16 protein-coding genes are annotated in these 18801 nt (G+C 50.1%); 2 read left to right on the top strand and 14 right to left on the bottom strand.

Annotated features, from left to right (window positions below; all coding sequences use genetic code 11):
* Positions 1-10: 10 nt before the first annotated feature.
* From BN162_RS02300 to BN162_RS02285, 4 genes are read right to left on the bottom strand one after another with little or no spacing between them, the layout of a single operon-like run.
* Positions 11-1375: a spore germination protein gene (locus tag BN162_RS02300; RefSeq protein WP_020223446.1), complete on the bottom strand. Its 1365-nt coding sequence runs from the start codon at positions 1373-1375 to the stop codon at positions 11-13.
* On the bottom strand, positions 1372-1725 hold the full coding sequence (gene spoVAE / locus BN162_RS02295; protein WP_020223445.1) for a stage V sporulation protein AE: 354 nt from the start codon (positions 1723-1725) through the stop codon (positions 1372-1374). Before spoVAE ends, BN162_RS02300 begins: the two co-directional genes overlap by 4 nt.
* Entirely contained in the window at positions 1722-2720 is a 999-nt protein-coding gene (spoVAD, locus tag BN162_RS02290) for a stage V sporulation protein AD (RefSeq protein WP_020223444.1), read from the bottom strand. The genes spoVAE and spoVAD overlap by 4 nt, the downstream gene beginning before the upstream one ends.
* Complete coding sequence (locus tag BN162_RS02285) at positions 2717-3157, bottom strand: SpoVA/SpoVAEb family sporulation membrane protein (protein WP_020223443.1); 441 nt, start codon at positions 3155-3157, stop codon at positions 2717-2719. Before BN162_RS02285 ends, spoVAD begins: the two co-directional genes overlap by 4 nt.
* 364 nt (positions 3158-3521) lie before the next feature.
* On the opposite strand from BN162_RS02285, the gene BN162_RS02280 reads away from it, so the two are divergent.
* Positions 3522-4658 carry a betaine/proline/choline family ABC transporter ATP-binding protein gene (locus BN162_RS02280; RefSeq protein WP_040451352.1) on the top strand — a complete coding sequence of 379 codons (1137 nt, stop codon included), beginning with the start codon at positions 3522-3524 and terminating at the stop codon, positions 4656-4658.
* Entirely contained in the window at positions 4655-6256 is a 1602-nt protein-coding gene (locus tag BN162_RS02275; RefSeq protein WP_020223441.1) for an ABC transporter permease/substrate-binding protein, read from the top strand. The genes BN162_RS02280 and BN162_RS02275 overlap by 4 nt, the downstream gene beginning before the upstream one ends.
* 69 nt (positions 6257-6325) lie before the next feature.
* Here the strand turns inward: BN162_RS02275 and BN162_RS02270 are convergent, their stop codons facing one another.
* The 10 genes from BN162_RS02270 to BN162_RS02225 all read right to left on the bottom strand — a co-directional run bounded on the left by BN162_RS02270 (position 6326) and on the right by BN162_RS02225 (position 18785).
* On the bottom strand, positions 6326-7048 hold the full coding sequence (locus BN162_RS02270; RefSeq protein WP_020223440.1) for a SigB/SigF/SigG family RNA polymerase sigma factor: 723 nt from the start codon (positions 7046-7048) through the stop codon (positions 6326-6328).
* Positions 7041-7469 carry an anti-sigma F factor gene (gene spoIIAB / locus BN162_RS02265; RefSeq protein ID WP_020223439.1) on the bottom strand — a complete coding sequence of 143 codons (429 nt, stop codon included), beginning with the start codon at positions 7467-7469 and terminating at the stop codon, positions 7041-7043. The genes BN162_RS02270 and spoIIAB overlap by 8 nt, the downstream gene beginning before the upstream one ends.
* Positions 7470-7611: 142 nt before the next feature.
* Positions 7612-7794, bottom strand: coding sequence for an STAS domain-containing protein (locus BN162_RS19010; protein WP_020223438.1), 183 nt, complete (start codon positions 7792-7794; stop codon positions 7612-7614).
* A gap of 215 nt (positions 7795-8009) precedes the next feature.
* Complete coding sequence (locus BN162_RS02255; RefSeq protein WP_020223437.1) at positions 8010-9161, bottom strand: D-alanyl-D-alanine carboxypeptidase family protein; 1152 nt, start codon at positions 9159-9161, stop codon at positions 8010-8012.
* Between the two features lie 84 nt (positions 9162-9245).
* A complete protein-coding gene (locus tag BN162_RS02250; protein ID WP_020223436.1) occupies positions 9246-11231 on the bottom strand; it encodes an alpha/beta hydrolase family protein in 1986 nt (661 codons plus the stop codon).
* The gene (locus BN162_RS02245) at positions 11224-13215 is read right to left on the bottom strand and encodes an alpha/beta hydrolase family protein (protein WP_020223435.1); all 1992 of its coding nucleotides are present in this window, start codon (positions 13213-13215) and stop codon (positions 11224-11226) included. The genes BN162_RS02250 and BN162_RS02245 overlap by 8 nt, the downstream gene beginning before the upstream one ends.
* Positions 13216-15213: an alpha/beta hydrolase family protein gene (locus BN162_RS02240; protein WP_020223434.1), complete on the bottom strand. Its 1998-nt coding sequence runs from the start codon at positions 15211-15213 to the stop codon at positions 13216-13218.
* Between the two features lie 360 nt (positions 15214-15573).
* Positions 15574-16191 carry a hypothetical protein gene (locus tag BN162_RS02235; RefSeq protein ID WP_020223433.1) on the bottom strand — a complete coding sequence of 206 codons (618 nt, stop codon included), beginning with the start codon at positions 16189-16191 and terminating at the stop codon, positions 15574-15576.
* Positions 16184-17572, bottom strand: a complete 1389-nt coding sequence (locus BN162_RS02230; RefSeq protein WP_020223432.1) for an MATE family efflux transporter — start codon at positions 17570-17572, stop codon at positions 16184-16186. The genes BN162_RS02235 and BN162_RS02230 overlap by 8 nt, the downstream gene beginning before the upstream one ends.
* Before the next feature lie 22 nt (positions 17573-17594).
* Positions 17595-18785: an N-acetylglucosamine-6-phosphate deacetylase gene (locus tag BN162_RS02225; RefSeq protein WP_020223431.1), complete on the bottom strand. Its 1191-nt coding sequence runs from the start codon at positions 18783-18785 to the stop codon at positions 17595-17597.
* Positions 18786-18801 lie beyond the last annotated feature (16 nt).

Raw genomic sequence — 18801 nt, 5'->3', positions numbered from 1 at the left:
GCACTAGATTTTATTTCTTATCCATCGTAAAGTTGCCGAGAAACAGGCGCTTGAATTCTTTCCAGTTAAAAGGAATAAGCGGATAGAGATAGGGAAAGGGGCCGACCTGTGTTTGTAAAAGCAAAATCAGATGGGCCAGGATTCCGATCAAAAAGCCATGATATCCGCCGATCACCACCAGCACGATCAGCGCCAGCCGGACAATCTTATTGGCCATCGACAGCTCATAGCCGGCCGTTACAAAATTGCCGATGTTGACAATCGCGGTCATAATCAGAATTTCCTGAGTATAGGCGCCATAGGCAATCGGCGCATCTCCGAGCACAAAGACCGCCACAATCCCCAACAGACTTGACAACATCAGCGGCGAATGAATCAGCGACAGACGAATCCATTCGATCAGAAGGTCGGCGATCAGAACCTGCACGCCAAAGGTGATCGGTCCGGGAATTTCCGGCAGCGGCAGATTCAGACGGGTCGGATTCTGCTGCATCACCAAAACCATCCACAGCGGTAAAAGGTAGATTGAACAGAAAACGCCGGCCAGCCGGATTGCCCGCATGACCAAGGAAATGACCGGAGTCTGGGTGTATTCTTCAATCTGCTTGGTCTGTTCAAAGAAGGTTGTCGGCAGAATCACCGCGGACGGACAGTTATCGACCAGAACGATGAGCGAGCCTTGAAGCAGATGTATCGCGGCAATGTCCGGCCGTTCGGTATAGCGGACATGGGGATAGGGATTCCATGTCTGACCATACATCAGCTCGCACAGCTGGCGTTCGCTGGTCACCTCGGCATTGAGCGGCAGATGATCGATGCGGAATTTAAAATCCTGCAGAATCGAGGGGTGAATCAGATCGCTGATATACAAGACGAAAATATCGGTTTTCGTCCGGCTGCCCTTCTGATAGGCTTGGGTCACCAGCTTCGGATCGCGGATCCGGCGCCGCACCATGCCCAAATCCAGCATGATGTGTTCGATAAAGCCGTCGCGCGCCCCGCGGATGCTCTTTTCTACTGTTGGCTCACTTGGCCCGCGGGTGGGATAAGCACGCGTATCCACAATAAACGCATACGCACTGCCTTCCAGAATGACTAAGGTCTGACCTTGCAGAATTTTATCGAGCGCTTCCTCCAGACTGCCTGCCTGGGTCACCGTCGCTGGAAAAAAAGCCAGATTGCCTTTATCAAAAACCAAGCTCTCAACGATCGGTTCAATTGAAGTCGTACCGGTGACCCCGCCGACAAACACCAACAGACACTGCCGGTTGTTGACATTGACCGATCGGATGGTCAGATCAAAGCAATCTGTTTTCTGCCTTAACCAATCAACATTTTTCCAAGCTTCCGCTGAAAACGGGGTTTTATCACTCATAGCTTCGGTTTAAAGATCAAGGCGGCCAAAAACGCAAAATAAATGGCACTGGTAATTCCGGCTGCGGTTAAATCCAGCATGCCTAGCGGAATTCCCAGCAGTCCTTGCTGGGCTACGCCGTCCATCACGGAATGCATTAAGGAATGTCCGAAGCTGGTAATCGGCAATAACGCGCCGGCATGGCCGAATTCAACCAATTTGTCATAGAGATTAAAAAAGTCAAGAAACGCGCCGAGCACCACAAACAAGCTTGTAATGTGCCCCGGCGTCAAATTGGTATTGTCGTAAATCAGCTGTCCGGCCAGGCAAATCAAGCCGCACACGACAAACGCGCCGAAATATTCCATCATTCACCGACCGTCCCTTCATATACCACCGCGTGCGCAATGCACGGAATCGATTCCTTCTGTTGTACGATGACTGTTGATAACAGCGCGCCGGTCGCGACAACCATGATCTTATGCAGCGCCTTGGTTCTTAACAGATCGAACAGATACGCAATCGTCACCACCGCGCTGCAGGCGCAGCCGCTGCCGCCGGCGAAGACTTCCTGATGCTCGCGGTCATAGATCAATAAACCGCAGTCAATCAGCTTGTCATGCGGATCCATGCCCTTTTGCTTAAACAAATCAATCAGCATGCTTCGGCCGATTTTGGATAAATCGCCGGTCACGATCAGATCGTAGTCGTCAAAGCCTGTCCCGGTGTTCTCAAAATGCCGGCAGATTGTATCGAAGGCCGCCGGCGCCATCGCGCTGCCCATATCGTTGGGGTTGGTGAACTGCCAATCGAGAATCCGGCCCAGTGTCGCCTGCGTCAGACGGATCGGTGTTTTCTCCTTCTGGAAGATCATCGCCCCTGCTCCAGTCACGGTGTAGGTCGTCGTTTCCGGTTTTTGGACGCCGTATTCATTCGGATAGCGGAACTGACGCTCAGCCGTAGCGTTATGCGAACTCGTTAAGCCCAGAACCCGCTCAGCATGACCGCTGTCCAGCCACATCGCGGCGTTGGCGGCGATCAGCGTGGAATTGGAGCAGGCACCGTACAAACCGATAAACGGAATGTCGAGGTCACGGGCGAAATAATGGCTGGTCCCCAGCTGATTCAGCAGATCCCCGCCCAGGATCAGATCGAGATCACTGGTTTTCAATCCCTGCGCGCGCAGCGCGTGATCGCAAGCTTCAGACATCAATCGCCGTTCCGCCTGTTCATAGGTTTTCTCTTCACAGTAAATATCGTCAAACAATTTGTCGATCTTATCCTTCAGCGGCCCTTGTGCCTCCATCGGACCCGCGGCTGTTGCGCAGCCGCCGACAAAGACGGATTGAAAATGCAGCGTCTTCATAACAACGACACCACCCACCGCAGCAAGCCCAGCGTATACGCCGCGGCAATGCCGTACGTTAAAACTGAACCTGCCAGCTTGAACATGGTACTGCCGATGCCGTAAATCGGTCCTTCACTGCGGCCTTCCATCGCGCAGGACGTCAGGGAGTTGGCGAAGCCGGAAATGGGAATGAACAGTCCGGCTCCGCATTTCTGCGCGAGCTTATCGTAAATGCCCAGACCGGTCAAAAGCGCCGTGACAAACACGACCGTGATGACCATCGGACCCGCAGCCGCCTTGGCGTCTAAGCCCAGCAGCTGTTGATACATCGTCAGCAGGCCCTGGCCGATGATTCCCATCACCCCGCCGCTGACAAACGCCCACAGCGCCTTGCTTAACGATCCCTTTTTGGGTGCGATCCGCTTGGACGTTTCTTTATAGCCTTGTGTACTCATCAAGATTCCTCCTGTCTATCCGCTAGTATGGACAGAAATCACGGCGGCAAACCCGCTGACGCTGTACTTCATGCTTGAAACAGACGGCGGAACTCCTCAATGTAAGCAATGTAAAAATTATTCGGGATTTTTCACAACATTGACAGATCAACTGTAAGCCCTTACAATTAAATTAACAGAATGGCCGGTTTACGCCGGACCCGGTACTGAAGGAGGAAGACAGAATCCAGGAACATCAATGAATCTCATCTTGAAATTCATGAATGATTGAATCTTGATCGTTTTTTCTTTCGGCCGTCTGTTTCGGATTCAGACGCCTTTTCTTTTTTACAAAAAGGCTCTGGAAAGAAAGGAGCGATGCACGATGATCCAATTCGACCACGTTTTTAAAACGTACCGCAACAGCGAGGAAGCTGTCATTAAAGATGTCTGCATGACGCTGCCCAGCGGTCAAATCACCGTTCTGATCGGACCTTCCGGCTGCGGGAAAACGACTTGTTTAAAAATGATTAACCGGCTGATCAAAATCAGCTCGGGAACGATCACAATCGACGGCGACGATATCCTAAGCCGGGATCCGATTGATCTGCGGCGCAATATGGGTTATGTCATACAACAGACCGGCTTGTTTCCGCATATGACGATCCGGGAAAACATTGAGATTATTCCGCAGCTGCAGCGCCAGGAAAAAACGGCGATTACCCGCCGGACAAGCGAGCTGATGGAAATGGTCGGACTTGACGAAGCCTTCCTAGACCGGTATCCAACCCAGCTTTCCGGCGGCCAGCTCCAGCGTGTAGGGGTAGCGCGGGCCTTCGCGACCGATCCGGAAATCATCCTGATGGACGAACCGTTTTCCGCGCTCGATCCGATTACCCGCACTCAGCTGCAGGACGAATTGATATCTCTGCAGCATCAGCTGAACAAAACCATCGTCTTCGTCACTCACGATATGGACGAAGCCATCAAAATTGCCGATCAAATCTGCATCCTGAACCGCGGCGTCCTCGTTCAAAGCGGAACTCCGGAGGCAATTATGAAAAATCCGGCAGATGATTACGTTCGTCAGTTCGTTGGCCGCAACCGAATCTGGAGCCGTCCGGAGTTCATCCGCGCGCGCGACATTATGCTTCAGGATCCGCTGACTGCGCCCAAAGAACTCTCCTTGTATAAAACCATGGATTTAATGCGCGGCTGCAGCGTCAACAGCGTGCTCGTCGTCGATGCGCGGCACCATTTTGCCGGGATTGTCCGCGCTCAGGATATTCGCCGGCAGACCGATTTAAATCAGCCGGTCGGTTCCCTGGCCGTCATGCCGGCGGTTTGGGCGACACCTGACGAAAACATCCTCTCGCTATTGGCCAAGGTCAAACAGACCCAGGCCGCGCTGATCCCGGTCATCGATGATCAGCAGCAGCTGGCGGGACTGATCACTTCCAGTTCGCTGATCACCACGCTTTCGCAGCAATACATCAACTTTGAGGAGGCGGGTTTATCATGATGGAATTCTTACAATATTTGATTAGTCAGAAGGAACTGCTGATTCAATATACGTTCCAGCATCTGCGGATCGGCATGCTTGCGGTACTGGCGGCGATCGTCGTCGGCGTTCCGTTAGGCATCCTGATCGGCCGAATTCAAAAATTTTCCAAACCGGTAATCGGCTTTGCCAACGTCATGCAGGCCATCCCAAGCCTGGCATTGATGGGCTTCTTTATTCCGTTTATCGGGATCGGCGATAAAACGGCGATTGTCATCATCGCGCTGTACGCCCTGCTGCCCATTTTAAAAAATACGTTTACGGGACTCACCAACATTGATAAAACGATGATCGAAGCCGCCCGCGGCATCGGCATGACAGAAACGCAGATTCTGTTCAAAGTTCAGATCCCGCTGGCTTTGCCGGTCATCATGGCGGGTATCCGGATCGCTGCGGTCAATTCCATCGGCATGTGTACGATCGCGGCCTTTATTGGCGGCGGCGGTCTGGGCAAGCAGATCTATGCTGGAATTCAGATTATCAATACGCCGATGATTCTCTCCGGCGCGGTTCCGGCATGCTTACTGGCGTTATTGATCGATTTCTTGTTCGGCATTATCGAGAAAGCAATCGTTCCGGTCAGCCTGCGCCTCGCCTCCGCCAACATCGCCGCGGATACGGTGCGGCAGATGAAAAAACACCGCCGCCGGGTATTGGAACTCACAGGTCTGGTCGTCGCGCTGTTTCTGGGCAGCATCGTTCTGGACTCGCTGGATTTTTCCGGCAAGCGGCGGATTGTCGTCGGCAGCAAGGAATACATCGAGGTGCGGATTATTGATGAAATTTACGCGCAGATGATTGAAGCGCATACTGACGATCTGATTGTGGAGCGCAAGCCGTCGCTGGGCAGCACGATGATCGTATGGGAAGCGCTGAACAACGGCGAACTGGATATCGCGCCGGATTATACGGGGACCTATTACGCGACAGTGTTAGGCATGACGCCCTATCCCGGCATGGAGAAGCAGCAGACCTACCAGGATGTAGCGGAGGCGCTGGCCATCTATGATCTGAACGCGCTGGCGCAGCTGGGACCGAACAACACCTATGTATTTGCGGTGAAGCCGGAACTGGCGCAAAAATACAACCTGAAGAAAGTCAGCGATTTAGCGGGAATTTCCATCGATCTGACCGTCGGCTGTTCTCAGGACTTCTTTGCCCGCGATCTGGATGGGCTGCCGGGCGTCAGCCGCGAATACGGATTGAAATTCAAGAACACGCTGACCTTCGGCGCGGCGCCGATGTATATCGCGCTGGAAAACGACGAGGTTGACGTCATCGTCACGTTTGCGACTGATGGCTTATTGAAAAAATACGATCTTGTCTTCTTAGAAGACGATAAACATTTCTTCCCGCCGTATGTCATTTTTGGAATTTATAACCAGCGGATTCGCGATGAATTTCCAGAGGTCGTCGAAATTCTGAACCGGCTGGAGCTGGCGATCACCGACGCTGAAATGCAGGCGATGAATTATGACGGCGCGCAGAACGGCCGCGAGCCTTACGAGATCGCCCGTGAGTTTTTAATAGAAAAGGAACTGATCCCTTCCGATTCCTAAAAAAATAAAAAGTTAAAATTCCATGCCGGATTTTTAACTTTTTTCATGCTTCATCCCACTAACCATGAGTCAGGTTTCGGTCAGCTTGATTTTCAGTTTGTTCAGGATTTTCTTCTCCAGCCGCGACACCTGGACCTGGGATATGCCCATCTTCTTCGCAATCGCTTCCTGATTGTATTCCAATTCATAGCGCAGATAAATCAGATACTGTTCACGCTGCTCCAGATGTCCGATCTCCTTTTTTAACGCCAGCTTCATGGGTACATCTTCGCCGTGACGATCTTCCACCTTATCTTCCAGTTTGATCGTCGAGCCGTCTTTTTGATAAAACGCCTCGTCCATCGAAGCCAGAAACTGATTGGCTTCCATCGCCAGCATGACGTCATTTTCCTCTACCCCTAAATCCTCGCCAATTTCCCGATAGGTTGGTTCCCGCTGCAGTTTTTGAGCCAGATGTTCGCGGCTTTTCTGAACCTGCAGATAACGTTCTTTCAGGGAGCGGGATATCTTCATCTGCCCTTCATCACGAAAATAGCGTTTGATTTCACCGAGAATAATCGGTACGGCATAGGTTGAAAACATGACATTGTAGCTCGTATCAAAATTGTTGATCGCCTTCATTAACCCCAGACATCCGATCTGAAACAAATCCTGAGCTGAGGAATGTGTTTTGAAGCGATTGACGATCGACCAGACCAGTCCGACGTTGCGCAGCACACACTGTTCTCTAGCCTGTTCGTCGCCCTGCTGGGCTAGATGCAGAAGATCGAAGAATTCCTGCTGATCATTCATGAAACTGGAGCTGCTTGACAAGCCGGACGGTTGTTCCCTGGTTAGGATGGGACTGAATCTCAAATTCATCGGAAAAACTTTCCATGATCGTCATGCCCATTCCCGACCGTTCCAGATCTGCCCGCGTTGTGTATAATGGCTGGCGGGCCAGCGTGATGTCCTCGATGCCAATCCCCGTATCCTGGACTTCAATGGTAACCCGATGGGTTTCATCATACGCTACGCTGATGCGAACCTGCCCCTCCTCGCAGCCCTGATATCCATGGATCATGCAGTTCACCACCGCTTCCGCCAAAATGGTCTTGATCTCCATAATCTCGTCGACGGTGGGATTCAGCGGCATCAAAAAAGCGACAGCGCTGGTTCGGGCAAACGCCTCATTTTCCAGCTTGGCGTCAAAGCTCAATGTCATCCGGTTCATACATGTACCTCTTTTCTATCGTTCTCCTTTTCCACCCGCATGATCTGGAAAATTCCTGACAAAGCAAACAGCCTGCGGATAGCGGGGGAAATATTCTTTAAGATCAGCTCGCCCCGATAGCCTTGGACCTGATTGTAGCGGGCTAATAAAAACCAATACCGGTGCTGTCGATAAAGGTCACGTCCTTGAAATCAAATTTCACTACGGGTGCCTGGACCCGATCTATTTCACGGATTACGTCAGCCTTGATCTTAAGAATTGATAAATTGTCCAGCTCTCCGCTGAAAGCAAAGATCAAAGCCTTGTCCTGATGAATGCACTTCATACTGCATCCTCCTTTCACATTTATTGTAAAGGAAGCCCTTTCGGTTGTGGAAATATCCGCTAAAACAAGTGTTTATCCGACATTCTTTTCATTCTGAACAGACTTCGGGTTAAGCTTTTTTCACAACAAAAACCGCAGTGAAAAGCTGCGGTTTTCTTCCTGTTATTTCGCTTTTTTTAAGGGTAATCCCGAATTTCTTCGGTTGTCAAAAATTGTCAGAACAGCACCTTTTTCCAGGTTTTTAAGAGTATATCAATGAAATCCAGCGGCAGAATGGCTTCTTCCGCCACTAAATCCTGGCCGATCTGCGACCCATCCTCAAAGTGCAGGATGATGCGGCCAACGGTTTCTCCCGCCTGAATCGGAGCTTTTTTCTTATCCAGCACAATCTCGGTATTGACCAAAGCGGATTGAGATCCTTTGGCCACAATGTGTCCGATGGCCTCCTTGGTGACTAACTGAACCTCATCCGGTTTGCCGTTATCAACTTTCATCGTCGTGACCGGCGTGCCTTTTTCCATTTCGATCTGATAGCCATACGTACTGAAGCCATAATCCAACAGTGCCGACGCTTCGCTGTTTCGGACATCGCGGGTCGGCTCTCCCATCGCAACGCCGATTAAGCGCAGGCCCTCGCGCTGAGCGGTCACGGTGATGCAGTACATGGATTGGGTCGTATAGCCGGTTTTCAAGCCGTCCATCCCCTGATAGGTGCGGATCAGCTTGTTCGTATTGACAAGCCAGAATTTATTCTCTGTATCCGCCCGGATATAGTCGTCATAGGTTGAAGTAAAACGCAGAATATCATCCTGTCCTTCCTGAATCAGAGCCCGTCCGATCGCTGCCATATCCTTTGCGCAGGAGTAATGATTGTCATCATGCAGTCCCGTCGCATTGACAAAATGGGTCTGTTCCAGTCCCAGCTGCTCGGCTTTTTCATTCATCATCGCGGCGAAATTTTCTTCACTGCCGCCGACTTTTTCCGCTAAAGCCACAATCGCATCATTGGCGCTGGCGACGGTGGATGCTTTATACAGGTCTTCGACCGTCATCACCTCGCCGGTTTCCAGAAAGATCTGCGAGCCGCCCATCGAAGAAGCATGAGCTGAGGCCGTGACTTCGGTATCCCAGCTTAGTTTCCCGCTGTGAATCGCCTCCACGACCAGCAGAAGACTCATCATCTTGGTCATTGAAGCCGGATACAGCTTAGCAGAGGAATTCTTTTCATACAAAATTTGTCCCGTTTCATAATCGATCAGGATCGCCGCTTTCGCCGACGGCGTAAGATCGACGCCCTGCGAGGTCGTCGCGTGGACGGAAACAAGAAATAAGGACAGTGCAATCACGATGCTGGCAAGTTTTTTCATATCGACACCTCATTAACAGTGTATGGAGAACAAACCAAAATATGAAAAAAGGCAGATTGTTTTTTCTGCCTGATTCTCAAAAATTTAATTTTCAGCTTCGGTTTTGCACCAGCGGTCCATCCAAGCCGTGATTTCCTGAATCCGCCGCACCCGGTGCGATGGCTTGCCAATCCGGCTCAGGCCATGGCTTTCGCCTTTGAACAGACACATGCGGACTTCGACGCCATGGTGAACCAAGGCGTTATACATCTGCATGCCTTCCTGCAGAAGACAGCGGTAGTCCTCAAACGAATGGATGAACAGCGTTGGCGTTTTCGCCTTATCGGCGTACTGCAGCGGAGATTGATTCCACACCTTCTGCACGTCGCTCCAAGGATCCGCTCCCATCTGATCGTTGTCAAAGGTAAATCCGATATCCGCGTAACAGATTAAGGATACCCAGTTGGCGATGCTGCGCTGGCTGGCCGCGGCGGCGAAACGATCGGTATGACCGATCATCCAGTTGGTCATGTAGCCGCCGTAACTGCCGCCGGTGACGCCGATCCGCTTCGCGTCAATCGCCGGAAACTTTGCCAAAACGGCATCCGCGAAGTTCATCAGATCGTCGTAGTCAATCGTACCGTACAGTCCGCGCAGTTCCGCGAAAGCGTTGCCCTTGCCGTTGGAGCCGCGCGGGTTGCAGAACAGGACAAAATAGCCCTGACTGGCCCAATACTGCATTTCGTGAAAGAACACCGTGCCATAGGCAGCTTTCGGACCACCATGGATATTGAGAATAGCCGGATACTTCTGATTTGGATCGTAATCCATCGGCTTCAGAACCCAGCCGTCCACCTGAAAATCCCCTGCCGGAATCCGCAGGGCTTCCGGTTGGGCTACATAACAATCCTTCAGCACAGACGAATTGAAGGCTGTAACCTGGCGATTTTGTTTTGTTTTCAAATCAAAGCAAAAGACTTCCGGCAGATTCTGATGTTCCATGGCAATCATCCACAGCTTGTCCTCATCCGCTGCCAGCGCCTGAATCGAACCGGCTATCTGAATGAGGGACTGCCAAGTTCCGTCTGCTTTCAGACATCGGATTTCATCTGTATGGCCTAATGTATGCACGCTGAGAAAGCCCAAGGAGTGCTGCTGCGACTGCTTTCCTGAACCATATTGACAATCGCTGCCGACCGCGCTGCCCAGACTTTCTTCATTTTCACAGATCAGCTCAAGCTGTCCGGTCTGCCGGTCAAGCCGATAAAAATAAGGATTTTCAACAGCACCGTAGCGTTTCTGATCACTCATCGCCACAAGCATCTGATCGTCTGAGAGCCATTGCATCTCCGCGATGGCAAACTGTCCCGGCGAAAGCAGACACTGCATTTTTTGACTGTCCAAATCAATTCGATACAGCCCTTCCTTTACCTGACGAACAGTAACAAACGGCGCTCCGGAAACCAGCAGCTCTTTGCGATTCGGACTGAGTACGGCGCGGGAAGTCTGAAACTGCGGATCGCACAGCGGAATTAAACGATCTTCATCTTCCTGATACAGAAAGAGCCGGCGGCGCAGACCGTTAGTATAACCGGAACCGTCTTGATAATATGGCTGCTCGCTGACGATCTGATAATCCGCTTTGGCTTTTCGCTTTGCATGCACAGCTTCCCGCTGTTCCTCATTCATTCTCCAATAATCTGGGGCGGCTAAATCAATCTGAGCCGTCAGCACATATACCCCCGGCTTCACGATCTGAATCTCTCGTACACGAAGCGGCAGCGTAAATGCCGAAACCGCTTCCCCGCCATCGGTGCGGATGCGGTAAAAGGTTGTCGTCTCCGCTTCCGGCTGAGGTTTCTCTCCACGGCTGGAAGCAAACAGCAAGGTCTGGTCATCATCCCAAATAAACAGACTTTCATGACCCTGGGTTAAGCATTTCGGCTGATCCTGATCCAGAATATACAGCTGGCTTACATAAGCATCATCCTGGATCTTCGTCCCAACCCAGGCCGGCTGACCTGCGGATGAAAGCGCGATGGCAGAAAGAAACTGCACGCGCTGAAAATGATCTATTGTAATTTTATGCATCGGCGTTCTCCTTGAGATAATGATCGAACCAATCCGTCATCTCCTGAATCCGGCGAATTCGATGATGGCGTTTGCCGATCCGGCTTAAGCCATGGCTTTCCCCTTTGAACAAACACATCCGCGCTGGTACGCCGTGATGAACAATCGCGTTATACATCTGCATGCCTTCCTGAATCGGGCAGCTGTAATCTTCAAACGAATGAATGAAGACCGTCGGGGTTTTGACTTTGTCGGCAAACTGCAGCGGCGACTGATCCCAGATTTTTAACATATCCTTCCATGGATCGGCGTCCATTTGATCCGTGTCAAAGGTAAAGCCACAATCATCGGTTCCGATCATCGATACCCAGTTGGCAATGCTGCGCTGACTGGCCGCCGCGGCAAAGCGGTCGGTATGACCGATAATCCAGTTGGTCATGTAGCCGCCGTAACTGCCGCCGGTCACCCCGATCCGATGGCAGTCGATCTGCGGCACTCGTTCCAACACCGCATCGGTGAAGGCCATCAGATCCTCATAATCGATCTGACCATACCGTCCGCGCAGATCGGCAAAAGTATCGCCTTTGCCGTCCGATCCGGTCGGATTGCAGAAGAAGACGAGATATCCGCGGGCAGCCCAATATTGCATCTCATGGAAGAATACTTCGCCATAGGCTGTTTTCGGTCCGCCATGGATGTCCAGAATTGCCGGATAACGGCGTGTTTCATCAAAATCAACCGGCTTTAAAATCCAGCCGTCCAGCGTATAGCCATTGCGGTCCAGCACAAAATGTTCCGGTTTGGCCACTTCGGTTTCCGCCATTAACGCATCATGAAAATGCGTCAGCGGATGAAAGGAATTCGATGGCGCATCCCAACGATACAGCTCCTGCAGATTCTGGTCTTTTAAACCGATCAGCCATAGCTGATCGCCCACCTTTTCAATTGCCTGCACCGCTCCCGGCCAGCGCAGAACCTCAGCACAGCCGGCTTCACTGATGCTTAGAATTTCATCCGCATACCGATCGGTATGCACCGCCAGAATTGACTCTTCCGTAAACAAGACCTGCCGGCCTGAGCCGTATATGACATCCGTCATCACCACGCTGGATCCGATATGCTCTTGGGTATCGAGCAGGCAAGAACGTTGGCCGGTCTGCAAATCAAGCTGATAAAGCTTCGGATTTTCCGTTGTGCCAAACGTTTTATTTTCAGAAGCGAAGAAGACAGCCTTTCCCTGATGCCAGCCAATCTGACGGATTCGCAGCTGTCCCTGCGGAATCAGACAGCGGCGCTGGCGGCTTTCAAGATCCAGACAAACCAGGCCATCCTGTTCTCCGCGCACAACGTCAAACTGCTTGACACTCATCAAAACCTGACCCGCAGCGCAGGCAAACTGACTGACCGATTCGAGCGGTTCGCTCAGAGCTTCAATCTTTCCCTCGGATAAATGAACCAAAAACAGCCGGCTGCGCGTACCCTCAATAAAACCGCTGCCATCCAGCACAAACGGCGATTCTGTGACGACCTGATAGTCTTCCTCCGCTTTGCGCTGCGCCATGACCGATTCCCGTTCCTTTTCACTGAGCAGAGCGAAATCCGGACAATCCTTGCGGATCTGCGCAGTCACAAGAAGCTGATCATCCTGAAGCTTTACCATCTGTTCAATCGCCAGCGGCAAACGGATTACAAACTGCGCTTCCCCACCGTTTGTTTTTATCCGATACAGGTCGGTCTGTTCGCCATAAGGGGAAGCTTCTTTCTGACCGGGGCGATGATGAGCCGAGAACAACAACGTTTGGCTGTCCTCCCAGACATAATCGATCACGCCTTCACTGCTCAAACGCCGATTCTTTTTCCCATCATGAAGAAACAAACTTTTCGCATAGCCTTCATCACGGCACTGGCATTCCAGATAGGCCGCACACGATCCATCCGGAGCGGCTTTCAAATTGGATAAAAAATGCGCCTGATCAAAAAAATCAATCGTTACTTTCTTCATCATTTAATTCTCCTCTTTCTTACAGAACTGATTCATCCAATCGGTTATCTCCTGCAGCCGGCGGATCCGATGCAAGGGCTTGCCGCCGCGGCTCAGGCCGTGACTCTCTCCTTTAAACAGGCACATCCGCGCTTGAACGCCATGATGGACAAGCGCGTTATACATCTGCATGCCTTCCTGAATCGGACAGCGGTAATCTTCAAAGGAATGGATAAACAGCGTCGGTGTGACGCATTGATTCGCCGCTTTTAATGGGGATTGATCCCAGATCTTATTCACATCGCTCCACGGCGTTGCATCCATCTGATCATTGCCGAAGGAGAAACCGATATCCGACACCATGTTCTCAGAAACCCAGTTGGAAATCGAACGCTGCGACGCTGCGCAGACAAACCGGTCGGTATGACCGATGATCCAGTTGGTCATGTAGCCGCCGTAACTGCCGCCGGTGACGCCGATCCGGTTCGGATCAATCTGCGGATAAGCCTTAAGCACCGCATCGGTAAACTGCATGAAATCGTCAAAGTCAATCGTGCCGAATTGGCCGCGCAGATCAGCAAAGGCATCGCCGCGGCCATCCGAACCATGCACGTTGCAGAAAAAGACGAAATAACCTTCATTGGCCCACAGCTGCATTTCATGATAGAAAATGGGGCCATAGGCAGCGCGCGGACCGCCGTGAATATCCAGAATTGCCGGATAGATCTTCGACGGATCATAATCCTTCGGTTTCAGTACCCAGCCCCATAACCGATCCGGAGTTTCGGCATAATCCAAACGCTCCGGCAAGGCCACATAATGATCCTGCAGCGCCGCCTGATTGAAATGCGAACACTGCACGAGCTCCCCGGTCTTCAGATCCGCCTGGTAAATCTCCTGCAGCTGCATGTCCTTCATCGCAATCAAATAGGCGGTATCCCCATGCAGATCAAAACCGAAGATCGCGCCGTCAAACGGCAGAACAACCCGGCGCTTCCCCTGCTTGTCAAATTGAACCAGCGGCGTATGATCGGCATCGGTCATCACGGCGTAGAAATCCTCGCCGGCCACCTTTCTTGTGGAACTGGCGCCGAATGCGCAGTCTGTTCCGACAGCATTGCCGAAGGTGGCGTCATTGCCATTCAGCAGCGTCTGCGCTTTCGTCTGCGGATCGATCAAAAACAGCTTCGGCGTTTCCCCCGCGCCATAGCGAACGCCGTCGCTCATCGCGCACAGAATCCCATTTTTGCGCCAATGCGCAAAACTGATCTGCATCTTCCCCGGTTCGATCAGGCAGCTCATTTTTTTGTCATTGAGATTGTAAACATACAGACCGTCTTTGACTTCCTTCACCGCCGCAAACTCTGCCCCCCAGAAAACAACGCAGTTTGTGTCTGCGTCAAGATCGAGACCGGACACCGCAAAGGTGGGCGCTGTCAGAAAATCAACAGTATTCTTTATCGGATCATAAACAGCCAGTCGATTGCGCAGGCCGTTCGTAAATCCTGCCCCGTCAAAATAATACGGCGACTCGCTGACGATCTGATAATCTTGTTCTTCTTTTTTCTTTTTTAACAGGGCTTTCTTTTCTTCCTCAGCCAATTCAGCCAGCCGGGAATACACCTGATGATAGCGAATAGTCAAAAGCAGTTTCCCATCACGCATCTTCTTAAAATTGGTAACGGTATACGGCATCGTAAACGCCTTTTGTGCTTCACCCTGATGAATATTCAGACGGTAAAAGGCTGTGCGTTCCTCGCCCGCAGCCAATGCTTCCTTATCTTTTGAATCGCGCAGGGAAACGAACAGCAGCGTCTGTTCATCCTCCCAGATATAATTGGATTCATTAAACGAGGTCAGCTGCCGAACGGTTTGATTTTCCAGCAGCCACAGATGGTTGTCATAGCCGTTATTCGCATTGGCCTGCGTCATGACAAATGCTGCGGTTTCAGCTTGCGGACTGGCTTGTAGATTGGAACAGAAACGATATTCAGTGAATTGATCTAAGCGGATTTTCTGCATTTTATTACCCCCAAAATATGGTATTAGTATAGCATGTTTGTTTCTGATTTTCCGCTGGTTTTCATTTTTTCTTCATTTACTTTCAACTCTTTTCATTTTGTTACATTATATTTTTTCTTTGATGTCCTCTTTTTTTGACTTCTCAGGCAAACCCCTCAGTTCTTCCCAGCCGTATCCATTTCAGTTTAGCTTACTGCTTCATAACAAAAGAACCGCACGATCAAGCAAGCTGCTTTGTCGTATACGGTTCCATTCGTTTTTTATGTCGACTTTATCTAGGAATATAAAACCTGAGATATAATTTAAGTCCATTATTTTTGATCTTCTGTGCAGACTTGGATTAAAGGATTGAAGAAAAACTTAGGATTGCGAATTGTTCGGATGCAGATGCGTCAATGAACGATTCAGATATTCTTTTGCTTTTCTCTCATTGCCTTGATTTTCATACATCTTCGAAATTAAGAATTCCGCTTTGGCTTTTTCTTCCCCTGTCAGCTGATCCAACAGATCTAAATCCTGTTTTAGATCTGCATAAGCATGATCGATCATCACCGCATAGTATTTCTTAATCTCGGCTTTCAGTTTTTCTGTACAGATTGACAAATTCAGCAGTTGATTTCCATACTGCTTTACTCTTGCTTTATCCTTACGGGAAACATAATAATAAAAGGCATTGTAATAAACGGCTTCCTTCTGTTTATCGCTGAGCCGGCATTGGTCAAAGCCTGCAAACCGCTGATCAATTTCAATCGGGTCTCCTTTAACCAGTGCGGCATTTAATTTCATGAAGTCCACATTGAAAGGATCGAAGACAAAACGGACAACCCGCTTTTCAATCAGCTGATCAAACTGAATAAAATCTCGTTTCAGCAGGGCGCTGGACAGTTGTTCAGCAAGCTGGCTGCGCATGCGTTTGGGAATCACGATGGACAGAACAAACAAACCAAGAATAATAGAAATAATGATCAGTTTAAACATGACGTTCTTTGACAAAAGCTTTCAGCTTCTGCTTCTCCTTTCCCACAATGATTTCATGAATTAAAGACCGTGAAAGAAACAACGCTGTCAAAACCGTAATCCAGTCGGCGCAGGGCTGAGCATAAAACACCCCGGTCTGCCCCAACGTCTGCGAAAGCAGAATTAACAGCGGAACATAAATAATTCCCTGCCGAAACAGCGACAGAATCATTGATTCCCTGCCTTTTCCCGCAGCCTGCAGCGTGATCGTAATCATGTAATAAAGGGAATAAACCGGCAGTGACCCGTTGTATGCTTTTAAATACTGAGCGCCGTAGATTCCGGCCATTTTTCCGCCTGTAAAAAGACCGACAAAGGGTTCCGCGAACATTCCAACCAGGATGATTGCAGCGAAGCTGTAACCGCTCAGAATTCGGATATTCCATACAACCGCATCCCACAGCCGCTGATAATTTCTTGCTCCATAAGTAAACGAAGCTAGCGGCAGATAACCATTGGCTACGCCCTGTATAAAGAAATTGACAAAATACATCGTAAACTTTCCAACATTACAGCCCGCTGCAAAGTCAACGCCATAGATAAATACAACTTTGGTGAAAACCAGGATCGCCAGGCTGGACATTAAATTCCGCATATAGACCGCAAAGCCAACGGAGAAAATCTCACGAATCATGGTCCATTCAATATGAAAATCAAACAATTTCCAACTGAGCGCGGTCTTCTTCGCGGCTAAGCGATACAGACAGAGAAACAAAGCCGACAGCTGCGCCGCGGCACTGGCAATCGCAGCGCCGACAACGCCTAAACCCAAACCGAAATCAAACATCAGCAGCGGGTCCAAAATGATATTCAAAATTACGCTGACTCCCATCACGATCATGGGATATTTTACATCTCCGACAGCTCGAAACAGCTGAATGCAGGCCGTATACAACGAGGTACAACCTGCAAAAAGGATCATGATTCCTCCATACAAGCGGCCATAATGAATCACCGCTGGATCCATCGTCTGCCAGGTAATGTATGGATTTAAGATCAGCAGCGCCGCCAAGGTAAACAAAATTGAGAACAAAGCAACAAAAGAAAGTGTCGTCCGGACAATCTCATAAGTCACATGTTCCTGCTTTGCGCCCAGCTGCCGGCCCAGATAACTGGCCGCGCCAATCCCAACCGCTTCCCCAATTTTCGTAATCAACAGGGTTAGCGTTGCAGAGAGCGAAATCGATGCCAGCATCGCAGTGTTGTTTAGTTGTCCGATATAAAAGGAATTGATCAGTTCATAGATCAGTGAGATTACGGAAACCATGACAGAAGGAGCGGCAAGCCGGATCATCGCCGTCCCAATCTTTTCCTGTTCTAATACATAAGTATCCGCTTTCATGGCCTTTTCATCTCCGCTAAAGCTAGACGATTCGATGAGTTAATAAAAATTCCTGATTGAAAACATCACCTTCACGCTGCCGATCGTAAACACATCGGCCTTCAACAAACGTAAACAGACAGCGATATTGATCATCAATGACGATCAGATCCGCATCCTTCCCGACTTCCAGCACACCTTTATTGGGATATCCATATACAATCGCCGGATTCCGACTGGCCATCCGAGTTGCATATTTCATCGCAATGCCGACATTTTCAACAAGATTCTGAATACCTTTCAGCACCGGCATCGTTGATCCGCACAGCCGTCCGGTATCCGATAAACAATACCCGTCCGCTGTAATATTGACCTCAGGAAAGCCTTCCATCATTCTGTACTTACCGACTGGCGCGCCTGATAAATTGGAGCAATCCGAAACCAGCAGAAAATGATTATACGGATCCCGTTTCATCCGAAACATCAGCTCCAGCATTGCATTGCAGATATGTTTCCCATCGCAGATCACTTCATTAACTAAATCATCGTTTAACAGACAGGCGCCAAGCCCACCCATATTTCGATGATGGATTCCGCTCATGACGTTGGCGGTATGGGTTGATACTGTAATGCCCCATCTGAAAGCTTCATTAGCTTCCTCAAACATCATATTGCTGTGGGCAAAGGCTGTCCGCACATTCACGCTGGTTAAATATTCAATGGCTTGCCGGGCATCAGGCAATTCCGGCGCCAAGGCTACTAATTTTAATTTGCCTTGGGCTTTTTTGACCATCTGCTTCAAGTCATCCAAACAGATATCCGGATGCCCGGTATCTATGCCTTTCTCACCGACTCGATTCAGATACGGACCCTCTGAATGAATTCCCAGCACTTTCGCCCCATCGACGACTTCATCTGCTAGTTTCGCCGCTGTTTCAAATCCATGAATATCCGTTGTCGGCAAAACTCCAGTCACGCCCTGTGAAGCCAGCCCCTTCAGATAACCGCGAAGTTCTTTCTCAACATCGCCTTCAAAGCCCATCGCACCATAACCTAATGTACCGTGATTGTGCGTATCAATAATCCCGGGCAGAATGCGATGATCCCCAACGTCGAGATCAATCGGAACGGGCTGATGATAATCCAGTATTTCAACAATCTTTCCTGCTTCCCAATGTAGAATCCCGCTAATGCAGCCTTGCGGCAAAGTAATTCTTGTTGAACGAATATACATATTCTTCTCCTTTCTG

It is taken from the genome of Holdemania massiliensis AP2 (assembly GCF_000327285.1).
GTDB classification, from domain to species: Bacteria; Bacillota_I; Bacilli_A; order Erysipelotrichales; family Erysipelotrichaceae; genus Holdemania; species Holdemania massiliensis.
Note: the sequence above shows the minus strand (reverse complement) of the source record. Positions and strands in the feature narration are given on the sequence as shown.

What these genes read in the sequence shown, in the direction of transcription:
- BN162_RS19010 (WP_020223438.1), bottom strand. Translation starts at nt 7,794, where the DNA reads ATGAAGTGCATTCATCAGGACAAGGCTTTGATCTTTGCTTTCAGCGGA.
- spoVAD (WP_020223444.1), bottom strand. Translation starts at nt 2,720, where the DNA reads ATGAAGACGCTGCATTTTCAATCCGTCTTTGTCGGCGGCTGCGCAACA.
- BN162_RS02225 (WP_020223431.1), bottom strand. Translation starts at nt 18,785, where the DNA reads ATGTATATTCGTTCAACAAGAATTACTTTGCCGCAAGGCTGCATTAGC.
- spoVAE (WP_020223445.1), bottom strand. Translation starts at nt 1,725, where the DNA reads ATGATGGAATATTTCGGCGCGTTTGTCGTGTGCGGCTTGATTTGCCTG.
- BN162_RS02250 (WP_020223436.1), bottom strand. Translation starts at nt 11,231, where the DNA reads ATGCATAAAATTACAATAGATCATTTTCAGCGCGTGCAGTTTCTTTCT.
- BN162_RS02255 (WP_020223437.1), bottom strand. Translation starts at nt 9,161, where the DNA reads ATGAAAAAACTTGCCAGCATCGTGATTGCACTGTCCTTATTTCTTGTT.
- BN162_RS02240 (WP_020223434.1), bottom strand. Translation starts at nt 15,213, where the DNA reads ATGCAGAAAATCCGCTTAGATCAATTCACTGAATATCGTTTCTGTTCC.
- BN162_RS02245 (WP_020223435.1), bottom strand. Translation starts at nt 13,215, where the DNA reads ATGATGAAGAAAGTAACGATTGATTTTTTTGATCAGGCGCATTTTTTA.
- BN162_RS02275 (WP_020223441.1), top strand. Translation starts at nt 4,655, where the DNA reads ATGATGGAATTCTTACAATATTTGATTAGTCAGAAGGAACTGCTGATT.
- BN162_RS02235 (WP_020223433.1), bottom strand. Translation starts at nt 16,191, where the DNA reads ATGTTTAAACTGATCATTATTTCTATTATTCTTGGTTTGTTTGTTCTG.
- BN162_RS02270 (WP_020223440.1), bottom strand. Translation starts at nt 7,048, where the DNA reads ATGAATGATCAGCAGGAATTCTTCGATCTTCTGCATCTAGCCCAGCAG.
- BN162_RS02280 (WP_040451352.1), top strand. Translation starts at nt 3,522, where the DNA reads ATGATCCAATTCGACCACGTTTTTAAAACGTACCGCAACAGCGAGGAA.
- BN162_RS02230 (WP_020223432.1), bottom strand. Translation starts at nt 17,572, where the DNA reads ATGAAAGCGGATACTTATGTATTAGAACAGGAAAAGATTGGGACGGCG.
- BN162_RS02300 (WP_020223446.1), bottom strand. Translation starts at nt 1,375, where the DNA reads ATGAGTGATAAAACCCCGTTTTCAGCGGAAGCTTGGAAAAATGTTGAT.
- BN162_RS02285 (WP_020223443.1), bottom strand. Translation starts at nt 3,157, where the DNA reads ATGAGTACACAAGGCTATAAAGAAACGTCCAAGCGGATCGCACCCAAA.
- spoIIAB (WP_020223439.1), bottom strand. Translation starts at nt 7,469, where the DNA reads ATGAACCGGATGACATTGAGCTTTGACGCCAAGCTGGAAAATGAGGCG.